Source organism: Sulfurimonas limnophila (genome assembly GCF_059705345.1).
In genome coordinates, this window is the sequence record NZ_AP046127.1 from 906,895 (window position 1) to 922,707 (window position 15,813).

Sequence of the window (15,813 nt, forward strand, 5' to 3'; positions counted from 1 at the left end):
TAATGAAAATAGAATTAGCGGAGAGTTACGGTTTTTGTTTTGGCGTAAAAAGAGCTATAAAGATTGCTGAAGAGAATAAAAACTCTTCAACATATGGCCCTTTGATTCACAATTCAAAAGAGATACAAAGACTTGAAAAAGACTTTAAAGTTGGTTTGACTGATGACCATAAGAGCTTTGCTTCTGGCGATAAAGCAGTTATTAGAACTCACGGAATACCAAAAGAAGAGTTAGCAGAGCTAAGGGCAAACAATGTTGATGTAGTCGATGCTACTTGTCCTTACGTTACAAAGCCTCAGCAAATTTGCCAAGAGATGAGTGAGCAAGGATATGAGATTATTATTTTTGGTGATGATGCACATCCTGAGATAAAAGGTGTAAAAAGCTATGCAACTTACGGCGCGATTGTCGTTACTTCTCCAAGCGAACTAGAAGATTTAAAACTAAAAGATAGAATTGCTCTTGTAGCTCAAACAACTAGAAAAGTTGAAGACTATATGGAAGTAGCAAACTATCTAATTCCAAGATATAAAGAGGTTAGGGTTTTTAACACTATATGTAACGCAACTTTTGAGAATCAAGAAGCTGTTAGAAAGATTTCAAAAAAAGCAGATGTTATGATAATAATTGGTGGAAAAAACTCATCAAATACAAAGCAGCTATTTAGTATTTCACAAGATAATTGCAAAGATAGTTATCATATAGAGGATGAAAATGATTTAGATTTTTCATGGTTTAATGGTAAAGAGTTTTGTGGAATCAGTGCTGGAGCTTCTACTCCTGATTGGATTATTCAAAACGTGGTAAACTCTATTCAAAATAGCATTTAGTTGCTGTTTTGAAATATTTTTTTAGATAATTTATCCATAATATTTCCCCCAATTTTCAAGCCTTTTTTAAATAATTAATAAAAGTATTATTAATAATTAGATATACTCACGAAATTTTTATGTAACAGAGGATAGGTAATGGCGTTCGATAACGAATCATTTGAAGAAGAAGAAAATTTTGCAGAGATGTTTGCTGCAAGTGAAAAGCAGCAAGAGACAAGTCGCATAGTAGAAGGCGAAGTTGTTGAAATTCAAGCGGATGAAAATAGAGCATTAGTAGGTGTTGGAGATAAGCTAGAGGGTATTCTTAGTTTAGACGAAATCAGTGAAAATGGTGTATTGAAGTTTAATGTTGGCGATAAAATCAAAGTAATGGTTACTGGATACTATAATGAGCGTCCAAAAATATCATATAAAAAAGTTTTAGAACAACAAAAAACTATCGATTTTATCGATAAACATAAAGAAAACTTTGAAGATATTGTTATTGATGGTTTAATTACTAAGAAAAATCGTGGTGGATATGTTGTTGAAGCTGATGATGTAACATTCTTTATGCCTCGCTCACTTGCGGCTTTTAAAGACACTGATGAAGTTGTTGGTCGTAAAATTAAAGCTCAAGTTGTAAAAATAGATGAAGAGCAAAACTCAATTGTTGTATCTCGCCGTAAGCTATTTAATGATGAGCGTAAAAAGAAAAAAGAGATTATTGATAAGTTGATGGAAGATGACACAACTATCGAGGGAACTATCAAAAAGATTACTAGCTATGGTATGTTTGTAGATGTTGGTGGTGTTGATGGTTTAGTTCATTATAATGAAATAAGCTACAAAGGTCCTGTTAATCCTTCAAAACTTTATAAAGAGGGCGATGCTGTAATGGTAAAAGCTATCTCTTATGATAAAGATAAAAGACATCTTTCTTTATCAATCAAAGCAGTTCAATCTGATCCATGGGCTGAAGTTGAGAGTGAACTAGATGAAGGCGATACAATTACTGTAACTGTTTCAAATATCGAAGCTTACGGTGTTTTCGTTGATTTAGGAAATGATATTGAAGGTTTCTTACATATCTCAGAAATATCATGGGACAAAAACGTTAAAAATCCTAATGATTATTTAACAGTTGGTCAAGAAATTGATGTTGAAGTAATTGAAATAAATCCTAAGACACATAAGTTACGTGTTTCATTAAAAAGACTTCTTGCTAAGCCTTTCGATGAATTTATGAAAAAACATAACGAAGGTGATGTAATTACTGGAACTGTTACTTCTCTTACAGATTTTGGTGCGTTCGTTCGTATCGATGGTATTGAAGGACTTCTTCATAATCAAGATATCTCTTGGGATAAAAACGTAAAATGTAAAGACGTTTTAAAAACAGGTGATGAAGTTGAAGTGAAAATTGCTAAAATCAATCCTGAAGATCAAAAAATTTCACTAAATAGAAAAGCTTTACTAGAGAGCCCAATTGATTCATTTGCTAAAAGCCATAAAATGAATAGTATTGTAGTTGGTACTATCCGTGATATTAAAGATTTTGGTGTTTTCGTTTCACTAGAAGATGGCGTTGATGCACTAATTCGTGATGAGGATTTATCTCCATTGGAAAAAAGTGATTTAGTTGTTGGACAACAAATAGAAGCTGCAATTGCAGTAATTGATACACGTCGTGACCGTATTCGCTTATCTGTTAAAAAATTAGATTACATAAAAAACCAAGCAATGCTAGATGAAATTAACGATGATGAGTCGCACTCTTTGGGTGATTTGATTAAAGATAAATTCAAGTAAAGATAGTGCGAAAAATTTTAAGATGGCTTACTCCTCTCATAGCAGTTGGGGTGGCTATTTTTATTGTTTTTTTTCTTATTTCAATCAACTCAAGTGAAGCCCATATTGAATTGGCTCCTTTAGAGCACAAGAAGGAAATTGTTGTAGATAAACCACAGCAAATGTGGCTGAATCATTTTTATAAGGCAGAAAAATCAGGATATTTTTATCCAGTAAATGAAGTTTTAATAAAAGTTGATTTAAATGAGAAAATAGCACCAAAACCAATATACAAACTCTCCGCGCCAGAATTAGATCCGTATCAACTCTTCTGTTTAAAAGAGGAGCTAAAACATCATAAATTGGAGTATTATCTCAAAAAAGATAAGAATGGTGCGGAGTTGCTCATTTACTCAAAAGATAGAGATAAGTTAAATTCTCTAGTTGAAGTGTTAAAAAATTATCAAATTTCAGCCTATGTTGGGCTATACAAAGAGGATACATAATGCAAAAACATACAATAGTAGTTTGTGATCATATACATGAAGCAGGATTGGAGATGCTGCGAAATGATAAAAATATAAATTTTATCATGGCGGCAGATGAAGACAAAGAGAAGCTTTTAACAATTATTGAACAAGCAGACGTTGCAATAACAAGAAGTTCAACTGATGTTGATGATAAGTTTATAGCTCATGCAAAAAACATGAAAGCAATTGTTCGTGCGGGTGTTGGCGTTGATAACGTTGATATAGCTGGATGTTCTAAAGAAGGAATTATAGTTATGAACGTTCCAACAGCAAACACAATTGCTGCAGTTGAACTTACTATGGCGCACATGCTCTCTTGTATGAGAATGTTCCCATATTCTCATAATCACTTAAAACTTGATAGAGTTTGGAAAAGAGAGAAGTGGTACGGGTATGAGCTAAAAGGAAAGAAACTAGGTGTTATTGGTTTTGGAAACATTGGCTCACGTGTTGCAAAAAGAGCTCAGGCTTTTGAGATGGATATAGTTGCTTATGACCCATATATCAACCCTTCAAAAGTAACTGATTTAGATATGGTTTATACTAAAAATTTTGAAGATATTTTATCTTGTGACATTATCACTATTCACACTCCTAAAAATAAAGAGACTGTAGATATGATAAATAGTGCAGAGATAGCTAAAATGAAAGATGGTGTGGTTTTAATTAACTGCGCTAGAGGTGGTCTTTATAATGAAGAAGCACTATACACTGGTCTGACAAATGGTAAAATCCGTTTTGCTGGTATTGATGTATTTATGAAAGAACCTGCAACAAATCACCCTCTGCTTGATCTTGATAATGTGACTGTTTCTCCTCACTTAGGTGCAAATACTTATGAGTCACAATATAACATCGGTGTACAAGCTGCTGAGAATGCTATTGCAGCTGCAAAAGGAATTTCTTATGCTCATGCAATGAATCTTCCAATTGATGAGAGTAAAATACCACCATTTGTAAAACCATTCTTAGAGATGGGGCAAAAAATTGGCTTCTTAGAATCTCAGTTAAATCAATCTCAAATTGTAGCAATTAAAGTAAGTGGGCATGGCGATATAGCAAAGTATGTTGACTCTCTTGCAACTTTTGTTGCAGTTGGGGCTATGAGCCAAATTAGTGATGATACTATCAACTATGTAAACGCTGATTTTGTGGCAAAAGAGAAGGGTATAAAGATAGAGTTTGAAGCACTTCTTGAGTCAACTGTTTATAAAAATCTCATTACTATTAAGTTAACTACTGCTGAGGGTGGAACGACTACTATTAGTGCTACTATCTTTGATGATAATATATTTAGAATTGTCTCAATAGATGGTTTTGATATAGAAGTTGCTCTTAAGGGCGATATGATTATTCTTAAAAATCAAGATGTTCCTGGAGTTATTGGAAATATTGGTTCAACTTTAGCAAAACACAATGTAAATATAGCAGATTTCTCACTTGCTAGAAATGATAAGAAACAAGCCTTAGCTGTTATCTTGGTTGATAATGTTATAAGCGATGCTACACTAGATGAGTTATTAAAAATAGATGCTTGTTCAAGCGTTCAATACGCAAGGTTATAGGTTATACTTAAACAACTATATGAGTAAATCCCATATAGTTGGCAGGGACAAAGATTTCCCTAAACCCACCCCCATAAAGCTCACACATCTTTTAGAAAAGTTCTTACATGTAATTTTTACATGCAAGAAATATCTACTCTTCATCCAAATTAAAATGTTTATTTAAATCAGATTTATAAAGAAGTATTGGCACTATAATCAAAGATGCAACAACGGCTGCTATTGTTCCAAAGATCAAAGCTACACCAAGGCCTCCAAATACAGCGTCTCCTGCTAGAAGCGTTGAAGCAAGTATAATTGCTGCTGCAGTTAGAAAGATAGGTTTGGCACGTGTTGCACTTGCGTATGCGATAGCTTCTGCTTTGCCCATTTTACTATCTCTCATCAGTGAAGCAGTAAAATCTATAAGAAGTAGAGAGTTTCTAGAGCTTATCCCTATAAGTGCGATAAAGCCAATTAGTGACGTAGCAGTTAAAAAGAATGTATCTGCTGTAAATATATCCATAATATAGTGTCCAACGATTACTCCAATTATTGATAAAAATGAGCCTAATAAAATGATACCGCTAAGGGTATAGCTTTTATAGTAGATTACCATTAGTAAAAATATAAGTACAAGTGCTGCGATAAAGGCAGCGCCTAGTTCAACAAAAGTATCAAGTGTTACTTCCATCTCTCCATCCCAAATTAGCTCATAAACATCTTTAGAAGTTTTATCTACTAATCTTAGGTTAAATAATCCAATTTTTTCTATATCGTATTTGTCACTAAAGGTCTCTAAGATAGTGTTTCTTGCTTCCATAAGAGGATAGACTTGTGAAACCATATCTGTCTCAGCCATTACATTTGTCATTTTATGAAGATTTTTGCTCATTATCATAGGGTTTGATTTTTTTGGTACTATGGTTACGAGCTCAGTTAGCGGCGTCATCATTCCCATCTGGTTCATAAGTTTTAAAGATGATAGTTTTGCTTTTATATCATTTATATCTTTTGATGAGAATTTTTTTGACTCTTTGCTTAGTGAGAGATAGATTGGAATCTGATCATTTATCATAGATGAGTTTTTAACAGCTATCTGCATACCCTCAAATGCAAGATATAAAACATCGTTTAACTGCTTTATATTCACTCCAGAGAGAGATACCTTTGTGCTATCAACTTCTACTTCAAAAGTGTCATATATCTCATCTTGCATAACTTCTACATCAACTAAACCATCTGTTTTTTCAAATACATCTTTAACTCTGTTAGATAGAGTACGGATACCATCTGAATCTTGACCATAAACTTCTGCAACAATTGCTGCTAAAACAGGAGGCCCCGCAGGTGGCTCTACAAATGTTATGGTTGTATTTTCATATAGTTTTGTACAGTTATTTTGAATTTCTGGTCTGATGCGTTGAACCATAAAGTATGAAGGCTCATCTCTATGGTGTTTTTTTGTAAGGTTTACAACTATTTCTGAGACATTTTCACTATTTTTAAAGTGTGAGCCTTTGATAAGTCCAGCAAAATCAAGAGGAGCACCCATCCCTAAAAATATCTCAAAGTCAGTTATCTCTTTCTCATTTTTTAGATATTTTGCTACACACTCGCTTACTCTGTTTGTCTGCTCGATAGAGCTTCCCTCTGCAAGGGTTGCATAAATAGTAAATGTATCATTATTTTTTCCAGGGAGCATCTTTGCCAAAACCATTTTACTAGGAGCTATCATAAGTACAGATAAGACAAATGCTATAAATGTAGCTATAAGAATAAAGTTCCTCTTTTTAGGATTTTGAATACCCTCAAATACGGTGTCTTGAAATTTTTTAAACATTAATGTTTCTCCTCGCTATGAAACTCTGGTTTTTTTAACATTCTAGCTGCTAGATATGGAGTAAAGATATATGCTACAAAAAGTGAAGCCACAAGAGCAACTGGAACGTTTGCAGGAATTGGTTTCATAAACTGTCCCATCATCTGCCCAACAAACGCCATAGGAACCATCGTCATAATAATCGCTAAAGTTGCTATGTTTGTCGGTGGTCCAATCTCATCTGTTGCTTCAACCATAATATCATCAACACTTTTGTTTGCAGACTCTCTTGAGTGGTAGTGACGGTGAATATTTTCAATTACGATAATAGCAGCATCAACTAAAAGTCCAAGAGAGAGCAAGAAGGCAAAGAGTGTTATACGATTTATGGTTTGTCCTGTTAGATATGCTACAAAAAGTGTAATTGCTAAGATTGCAGGAACTGTAAATGTAACGATTAGAGACTCTCTCCATCCAAGAACTATGATTAATAAAATAGCGATAATTACGATTGATAAAAGAAGGTGAAATACAAGCTCATTTACTGCTTCATTTGCTCTCTCACCATCGTTTCTTGTGATTACATAGCCTATATTGTTGTTGTTTAAATACTCTTTGTATGTCTCTAAATCACTCTTAACTGCATCCGCAATAACAACTGCATTTGTGCCTTGAAGCTTAGAGACTGTAAGTGTTACTTGATTTTGAAGTTCTGAGAAGACTCCATTTTCATTTTTTTTACTAATAGTTGCTGATTTAAAGTTTTGAATATCATAAGATGCGCTCACTTTTGCTACCTGTTTTAGATAGATTGGTGAACCCATATATTGGGCGATAATAATATTTCCGATATCATCAGCACTCTCAAGAGCATTTTTTACACCAAGCATAACTATCTCATTCTCTTTTGTTCTGTTTTTTACAGCTGGAACACTGTATGACAAGGATTGGACACCTTGAACAATTTGACCCATAGAGATGTTATAGCCAGAGAGCTTATTTAAATCTACTTCAACATTAAACTGGTGTCTGTTTCCACCTTTTAGCTCCGTAACTGCAACGTTGCTTAGTCCATTTATATGGTGCTGTATATTTTTAACTCTTTCGTAAAGTTCAGTTTTGCTCATGTTTGCGTCTTTTGAATAAAAAGCAACAGAGATTACTGGAATATCTACATCAATATCAAGAGGTTTTATGATTGGATTCATCGCACCTTTTGGGAACATGTTAGAGTTTTGCATAATTTTGTCATAGATTTTTAGGTTGGAGTTCTCTTTCTCTTCCCCAATAAAAAATGCAGCATTTACAACACCGACATTGTCCATCGCCATTGAAGAGATATTTTCTACACCTTTTACCTCTTTGAGCTTTCTCTCTAATGGTTTTACGATGGCTTTTTCAATCTCAGCGGCACTAGCCCCAGGAAGAGCAACTATAACAGTTGAGCCACTTACAACCATTTGAGGATTCTCTTCTCTAGGCATTATATTTAGGGCTAAGTAGCCAATTGATAGTAAAAATATACCAAGAACAATAGTAAGCGGATTTCGTAAAAAGCCAGATGCCAATTTACCAGCGATATCTGTTGGTTTATAGTGAATCATCATCAGAGCCTACTCAATTACCACAGTTGCATACATACCTGGATAGATAGAGTTGTAGACATTTTTAAATGATATTTTTATCTTAAATGAGTGTGTCATAGGATTTGAACTAGGTATGATTGCGCTTACTATACCAACGGTTTGGATATTTTGAGACGCTATATTTACGACTACTTTTTTTCCCTCTTTTATAAGTTTTAAATTATCCTCTGATATTTCAGCCGATATTTTCAAATCACTTAAATCAGATAACTCTAAAGCTGGCATTCCTGGCATTGCCATCTCCCCGACTTTTATATTTTTAGAGACAATTACACCATCATTTGGCGCTGTTATGTTTAAGTAGCGATACTGATTTTTAACTTCTGCTAATTGTGCTTCTGCTTGAATAACCTGTTTTTTAGCAATAATTATCATGTTTGCAAGATTCTCTTCTGCAAGAGCTAAATTTTCAACTTCAAACTTTGAAACCATATCTTTTTCAAGAAGTCTTCTGTGTCTATCAAGATTCAATTTTACGTTTGTATATTGGTTCTGATACATTTGAAGGCTAAGTTGCGCTTGAGATATACCAAGTTCAACTTGAATAAGAGCAGAATCTATCTCTTTTGAGTCAATCGTATATAAAAGAGCCCCTTTTTTTACACTATCACCCTCTGATACTTTAACATCTGTTACAAAGCCCATAAAACGGCTTGTTATCATCTTTCTGTTGTCACTTATAACTGTGCCAGATAGTGTTATCGCCTCTGCCGATAATATGGCGCTTAGCATTGCCAAAAGTATTGCTATTTTTCTCATTTTTCTTCTCCGTTTGCTAATTTTTCAAGTGCGAAAATTCTCTCGTTTCGCTTGTTTAGAGTCTGTTGTAGTTGCAGTATCTTTTGAATCTGCTCAGATTGTTTGATGATTACATCGCTCATTGAAGAGAGTTTTTCTCTATATCTCGCCTCATAATTGTTGTAAATCTCATCAGCTAAAAGAAGCTCTTTTTTTAGTGACTCTATATCTTTGTTTAAACTCTCTATCTCAGTTCTTATCTTTTGTGTTTGAAGCTCAATTCCGCTTTTTGCGAGGGCTACTTGAGTTTGTGTTTTTAGATACTCAACTCTTGATTTTTCAACATTTGCGCTATCTATGCCACCATTAAATATATTTAGCGTAGCTCTAGCACCTATTGTGTAAGATTTATGGTCACTCGCATCATTTAAAAATTTATCATCAGCAGTTGCGACCTCTGCAAAAGCACCAACCATTGGGTAATATGAAGACTCTGCTACATCAACCATACTTTTTTTAAGAGCAAGTCCACTGTTTGCTTTTTGAATATCTATGTTATTTTTAAGTATCTCATCATTTGTAACGGTTGGCATCATAATCTCAAGTGATGGAGTTTTTATAGATGTCACTTTTTGGTTTAGAAGAAAACTTATGTAGTGGTACAAAAGCTCTTTGTTTGACTCCATTTGTGAGATTAGACGCTCAACATTTCCCTTTTTTGCTGTTACTTCAAGCAAATCAACTTTTTTTGCATAACCAACATCTATCATCTCTTTTGTCATAGCTTCAAGTGTATCTATGTTTTTTAAAATAACATTTAAGTTAGAGATAGAGTCCTCAAGAAGAGCCATATCATAAAAGCTTTTTCTAGTTTCATACACTTTTTCATTTAGCATTTGAGTTTTTTCTAGCGTTCTAATCTTAGTAACGCTCTGCATGATATCCTCATAGCTAGAAATCTTAAAGCCAGTAAATATAGGAATCTCATACTTTAATTTGCTTTGGAAGTAGTTTCTTGTTCCTGGGTAGTTTAAACCATGTGGAGGAGTAACATAGTCTCCTTGACCTGTTGCAGTAAAAACATCCATAAATTCTTCTGCTCCAAAATCTCCAAAAGTTGCCTCTCTTGAACTTAGTTTAAAACCAAACACATTTCCAGCGTCATTTGAACGTGCAAAATCTTGAATCAAGTCAAGTTTCCCGAAGTGGTTTCCTGAAGCTGTTTTTCTCTCTTCTATGGCACTCTCTATATCGTACTGCGCACTTTTAATCTCTAAATTTTGTGATTTTAGTAACTCAAGCGCCTCACGCAGGTCCATTGAACTTGAAGCACTAAGCATTGTTGTGCCCAAAAGAATGGATAAAATGAATAGCGTAAACATATATTTCATAAGCATCTCTCTTGATAAAATTAAGTTCTGATTATAACACATATTTTATTTTATTATATATAAAAATAAAATTTTAAACTTTTACTATCTAAATTCTATACTTTATGTAACCCATTGTAAAGATAAAAGTACTCTTTTTGAGATGAAGTATTGTATCTATTATATTGATTTTTTAATAAGGGAGAGGCAAAAATGCCCTCCTTTATTTTTTTTGATAAAATAGAAAGTATGCGGATGGTAATAGAAGCAGTGTTAGAAGTGTTGAACTGATGATTCCTCCAGTGATGACAACTGCGAGTGGATACTGTATCTCGCTTCCTACACCAGTTGCATATAACAGTGGCAAGATGCCAAAGAGTGTGGTAAAAGCAGTCATCAGTACAGGACGCAGTCTCAATAGGGTTGCATCTTTTAGAACTATCTTTAAATCCACATGTGGGAATTTTTCTCTTAGCTCATCGATAAAGCTAACTAGAACTATTCCATTTAAAATAGCAATGGCAAAAATTGCCAAAAATCCAACAATCGCTGATACTGATAGATAAATCCCGCTCAGTAGCAGTGCGATAATACCTCCTATAAATCCAAATGGAACATTTAAAAGGATTAACATCGCTTTTGAGATGGAGTTAAAGGCACTATAAAGAAGCAGTATTACCAATAGTAGAGTTATTGGGATGATTAGCATCAACTTCTCTTGCGACTCTTTCATATTTTTAAAATCTCCAGCCCAAGCCGTATAATAGCCATTTGGAATGGTTAGACTATTTTTTAAAATCTCATCTGCTTCTTTTACAAAAGAGGCAACATCTCTGTCCTCAACTTCCATAGATACAACCATGTAGCGACTAAGATTTTCACGCTTTATAAATGATGCCCCATGAGATATAGTTATGTCACATATTTGCGATAGAGTTACCAACGCACCGTTTGATGAGCGAATAGTGATATTTTTTAGAGACTCTATATCTTTTTTTGCATCTTTTATTTTAGGCACAATTCCAAAACGTCTAACACCCTCAATCATTTCAGTTACGCTCTCTTCACCTATCCCGTTTCTGATTATACGCATAACTTCATCTACACTTATGCCATAACGTGCAAGAGCGAGATAGTTTGGTTCTATCTTTATTTGAGCTTGACCTAGTTGAGTCTCAACTTCCATCTCTTTTAGTCCATCAACTCCTTGAAGTTTACTTTGAATCTCTTGCGCGATTGACTCTAAGATGCTTTGATTTTCCCCATAAATTTTGATGGCTAACTCAGCTTTTACTCCCTCTAAAAGCTCTTCTATACGCATAGCAATTGGCTGTGTCGGTATAAATTGGAGATACTCAAAATGCTCTTTTAAATCTTTGTTCATTTTAAGAGTTAGATTTGGTAAATCTTTTATCTCGCCTTTTAGAGTCAATAATATCTCCATATAGTTTGCTTGAGCAGTCTCTCCTTTTTCGCTTCTTCCTATCATCGAGAGAACTGATGTTACTTCATTTGGATAGTTTTTTAGTATATGTTTTTCTATCTCACTAGCACTATGGAGGGATTGTTCAAGCCCAGTTCCTGGAATGGCGATGACTCTATACATAATAGACTCTTCATTTAGCTCAGGCATAAACTCTCTTCCTTGAGCGCTTAGTATATAGCTTAGTATGATGAAGAGTACAGATACTCCAACAAACATCTTTTTTGAGTGTTTTAGAGATAATTCTAAAAGAGGCGTGTATCCTTTTTTGATGCCTCTCATAAAACTATTTTCTCTATTTTTTGATGCCTTAAGAAGTAAAATACTTAAAGTAGGAACTAAAAAGAGGGCAACAATCAATGAGCCAAGCATAACAAAGAGTATGTTTAAAGCCATCGGTGTATATAATTTTCCAGCTAAGCCATCAAGTAAAAGAAGAGGAATAAAAACAGCAGCAATAATCAAAATAGCAAAAGTTACAGGTTTTGCAACCTCTTTTGTAGATTCTGATATAAGCTGAAGTTTTGGCATATCACTCTCGTCATGAAGCTTTCTAAAACTGTTCTCAACTATAACAATAGTGCCATCAACAATCATCCCAACAGCGATAGCAAGACCACTCAGGCTCATAAGATTTGCACTTAAGTCATAGTATTGCATAAGTAAAAAAGCGATAAACAAAGAGAGCGGAAGAGATAGGATAACTATAAATGCCGAACGTAGCTCAAATAGAAACAAAAATAGTATAAGCGCAACCAGTATGATGCCGTATATTAGGGCATCACTCATTGTTTTTAATGCTTTGTGTGTTATCTCTGTTCTATCATAAATAGTCTCGATAGTGACTCCTTGAGGCAGAGCGGAGTTTATGGTTGGAATCTTCTCTTTGATTAGTTTTACTACATTTGCGGCATTTGTTGCGCTTCTTTGTAAAACCATACCCATAACTGCCTCTTTAGCATCAATGCTCACCGCCCCGAATCTAGGAGCAGAGTCCTCTTGCACTGTTGCTACGTCTTGTATTGTTATGGATTGTCCAGATTCAAATTTTATAACGCTGTTTCGTATATCATCGAGGGTGTTGTAGAGCCCTGCACCACGAATCTGATACTGCTCACGGTTGAACTCAAGATACTGTCCACCAGCTGAGAGATTACTTTTTTGCAGAGTGCTTACTATATCATCATAGGTAATGCCAACGTTTTGGAGCTTTTTTGTATCTACTAAAACATTGTACTGTTTTTGATAACCGCCCCATCCAACAACCTCTTCTACACCGCTAAGGCTCTTTAGCATTGGGGAGACAACATACTCTTGTAACTCTCTTAACTCTTTTAAAGAGAGCTTGTTGTCCATATCTTTTAATCTGTACCAAAAGACCTGACCAAGACCTGTCGTGTTTGGGCCAATCACTGGTTTACCCCAGCCAGTCGGTATATTCACACTGCTTAATCTCTCATTTACAAGCTGACGTAAAAAATATATATCTAAATCATCTTCAAAAAAAACAGATACATACGATAGTCCAAAAAAAGAGTTTGAACTTATCATCTTTACCCCAGCCATGCCAGATAGTGCAGATTCTATTGGGTAAGTTATGAGTTTTTCTATATCTTGTGCAGATGCTCCAGCACTCTCTGTGTAGATAACAACCTGCTTAGGAGTTATATCTGGAAATGCATCAATTGGAATCTCTTTGTAAGCTTTAAAACCAAATAGGCTAATTGCTACAAATATGAGAACGACTAAAAGTCTGTATTTAAGTGAAATGTCAATGAGTTTGTTTAGCATCTATATCACCTAGTGTTCATGTTCATCTAGAGATGATTTTAGCATCATAGATTTAGCATAGTAGCTTTTGTCACTAACATACTCTTCGCCTTCATTTAAGCCCTCTACGGCTACATACTCATCATCTTGAGTTATGATTTTTACAACACGAGCTTCAAAAATATCTTCATGCTCATCTTCATCTTTATGTTCGTCATGACTTTCATGAGCATCATTTTCTTTTTTATGCATAAATACAACCCACTCATTGTTGAAAAAAGATAGAGCTGATTTTTTTACGCCGACATACTTTTTCGCCTCATCAAAATAGAGAGTAGAGGCTAGATAACTTCCAACAAACAGAGAGTCAACCATCTCATCAATGCTTGAGAGCAAGATAACTCTCTGGCTCTGCTCGTCTAGCTCGGGAAGTATCTGAGTTATATGGGTTGTAACTATCTTTTTGTTATGCTCTAGGCTTATCTTTTGAGTAACTTTTACACTTTGTGCATACTCAAGAGGCAGATACGACTTTATATAAAAGGCTTGTTCTTTTACTATGGAGACAAGTGGTTCATCCTCTTTTATAACCTTGTGCAGTGGCTCCAAAAGAGCAGCAACACGCCCAGCGCTGTGAGCATAGATGATAAAATTTCCCGTTGGCTCAACTAACTTGTTTGGATTTATTCCAAGGGTATTTAGTTGTGATTTCAATCCATCTATCTCCGATGAGACCATATCAAACTCTATCGTTTGTCTGTTTGCATCCTGCATAGAGAGCATACCTTTCTCATAGAGCAACTTACTAGCTTTTTGGTTTTTATCCAAAGAGAGAAGCTGTTTTTTAAGTGAGAGATATTTTGATGTGATATTTGAGAGCTCTATTGACTCAATAAGTGCAATTTTATCTCCAGTTTTTATCTTTTGGTTTGGCTCTACAAAGTAACGCTCTAAATGCCCACTTAGAAGTGAAGTGATTGATTGCTGGGCATTTGAGAGCTGAATAACTTTTGAGTTTAGTTTTACACTTTTAGAAAATACTCTAAGTTGTGCAACTTCGCTAGGTAGCTCTATACCAAAGAGCGATACGGAGCATAATAGTGTAAGTAGATATATTTTATTCATTGTAAACTCCTTTTATATAGTTTGTATTTATGGCATTTTTATTTAATGCAGTACCTATCTCTATGAGCGCTCTTTTGCTCTGTAACATTTTGTTCTTTATCTCTTGAAGTTCGATTAGATTTATACTTGAAATCTTATATCCATCCTCATACATTGCCAAAAGTTCAACCTCTGTTTGCAGAGTTCTTGCGCAACTCGCCTTTAACTTAAGCAGAGCATCCCTCTCTTTGTAGAGTTTTTTTAACTCCATGCTTGTGATATTTTTCTCATTCTTGCTTAAGCTATCAAACTTTGAGGCTCTAAGAGTTGATAATTTTGCCTCTTCTTTGTTATCGTTAAATATAGCAAGAGGGATATTTACTCCAAATCTAAAGATATCTTGCTCTGGCTCACTCTCAAACTCCCCAAAGATATCGATACTTTTTATTGCATGTGAATTTACTTTTGCTTCCATAAGAGCGCTATCTTTTTGTGCACTCAGTAGCTCAATAGAAGGGTTTTTACTCTCATGTATAGCTCTCTTTAGAGTGAAGTCATAGCCATCATCAAGCTCTGTCTCCTCATTTGCATCTGCTGTGCCAAGAAGGTCATAATATGATGAAATAGTGTTTATGTGGGCAAACTCTTTTGAGTTTTGACTCTTTTCATAATCAAGTAGTGCTTGAAGCTCTACTCCTTTTGAGATTGCTCCGTTTTGAAATCTTAGAGCAGATATTTCATATATTTTCTTTGCAATGGCTATCTCCTCTTTGGCAAGTTCTAGGACTCTCTTTTGCTCAGAGTAGATTGTATATTTTAGAGATATGTTGCGGATAAACTCAGCCTTTTTTTGGCTAAAAGAGGCATTTTTTGTTTTAATGTTTGCGCTATTTAGAGCTTTTGTATCATCTTTTATGCCCCATAAACGAACTGGCTGGGATAGATTTAAGATATATCCGTCATCTGCTTTATTGTTTGTAGGTTTAAATGATGAGTGGGTGAGTTCCAACGTTGGGTTCTCATACTTTAAAGATATGTCAGCTTCTATTTCGCTCTCTTTTATCTCAAGTGAATGAGCATATAAATATGCACTTCTATCTATAGCTTTTTGTAAAAATATATCAAAACTCTCGGCACTCAAAAAGGTACACAAGAGTAGAGATGTGCTTATGTATTTAAACATAATCATCCTTTATAAAATAA

Annotated in this window: 11 protein-coding genes; 4 read left to right on the forward strand and 7 right to left on the reverse strand. The window is 34.7% G+C overall.

The window, feature by feature from the left end:
• The first annotated feature begins 2 nt into the window (after window positions 1-2).
• The 4 genes from AC6H33_RS04785 to serA all read left to right on the forward strand — a co-directional run bounded on the left by AC6H33_RS04785 (window position 3) and on the right by serA (window position 4,698).
• Entirely contained in the window at window positions 3-830 is an 828-nt protein-coding gene (locus AC6H33_RS04785; protein ID WP_497605817.1) for a 4-hydroxy-3-methylbut-2-enyl diphosphate reductase, read from the forward strand.
• Window positions 831-968: 138 nt separating this feature from the next.
• Window positions 969-2,624, forward strand: a complete 1,656-nt coding sequence (locus tag AC6H33_RS04790) for a 30S ribosomal protein S1 (protein WP_497605818.1) — start codon at window positions 969-971, stop codon at window positions 2,622-2,624.
• 5 nt (window positions 2,625-2,629) lie between these two features.
• A complete protein-coding gene (locus AC6H33_RS04795; RefSeq protein WP_497605819.1) occupies window positions 2,630-3,109 on the forward strand; it encodes a hypothetical protein in 480 nt (159 codons plus the stop codon).
• On the forward strand, window positions 3,109-4,698 hold the full coding sequence (gene serA / locus AC6H33_RS04800) for a phosphoglycerate dehydrogenase (protein ID WP_497605820.1): 1,590 nt from the start codon (window positions 3,109-3,111) through the stop codon (window positions 4,696-4,698). The genes AC6H33_RS04795 and serA overlap by 1 nt, the downstream gene beginning before the upstream one ends.
• A gap of 133 nt (window positions 4,699-4,831) precedes the next feature.
• Here serA and AC6H33_RS04805 read toward each other — a convergent pair whose 3' ends face one another.
• The 7 genes from AC6H33_RS04805 to AC6H33_RS04835 all read right to left on the reverse strand — a co-directional run bounded on the left by AC6H33_RS04805 (window position 4,832) and on the right by AC6H33_RS04835 (window position 15,793).
• Window positions 4,832-6,520, reverse strand: coding sequence for an efflux RND transporter permease subunit (locus AC6H33_RS04805; RefSeq protein WP_497605821.1), 1,689 nt, complete (start codon window positions 6,518-6,520; stop codon window positions 4,832-4,834).
• Entirely contained in the window at window positions 6,520-8,106 is a 1,587-nt protein-coding gene (locus tag AC6H33_RS04810; RefSeq protein ID WP_497605822.1) for an efflux RND transporter permease subunit, read from the reverse strand. The genes AC6H33_RS04805 and AC6H33_RS04810 overlap by 1 nt, the downstream gene beginning before the upstream one ends.
• Window positions 8,107-8,112: 6 nt before the next feature.
• On the reverse strand, window positions 8,113-8,904 hold the full coding sequence (locus AC6H33_RS04815) for an efflux RND transporter periplasmic adaptor subunit (protein ID WP_497605823.1): 792 nt from the start codon (window positions 8,902-8,904) through the stop codon (window positions 8,113-8,115).
• Window positions 8,901-10,274 carry a TolC family protein gene (locus tag AC6H33_RS04820; RefSeq protein ID WP_497605824.1) on the reverse strand — a complete coding sequence of 458 codons (1,374 nt, stop codon included), beginning with the start codon at window positions 10,272-10,274 and terminating at the stop codon, window positions 8,901-8,903. The genes AC6H33_RS04815 and AC6H33_RS04820 overlap by 4 nt, the downstream gene beginning before the upstream one ends.
• A gap of 202 nt (window positions 10,275-10,476) precedes the next feature.
• Window positions 10,477-13,527: an efflux RND transporter permease subunit gene (locus AC6H33_RS04825; protein ID WP_497605825.1), complete on the reverse strand. Its 3,051-nt coding sequence runs from the start codon at window positions 13,525-13,527 to the stop codon at window positions 10,477-10,479.
• 9 nt (window positions 13,528-13,536) lie between these two features.
• Window positions 13,537-14,631, reverse strand: a complete 1,095-nt coding sequence (locus AC6H33_RS04830) for an efflux RND transporter periplasmic adaptor subunit (protein WP_497605826.1) — start codon at window positions 14,629-14,631, stop codon at window positions 13,537-13,539.
• Complete coding sequence (locus AC6H33_RS04835) at window positions 14,624-15,793, reverse strand: TolC family protein (RefSeq protein WP_497605827.1); 1,170 nt, start codon at window positions 15,791-15,793, stop codon at window positions 14,624-14,626. The genes AC6H33_RS04830 and AC6H33_RS04835 overlap by 8 nt, the downstream gene beginning before the upstream one ends.
• Window positions 15,794-15,813 lie beyond the last annotated feature (20 nt).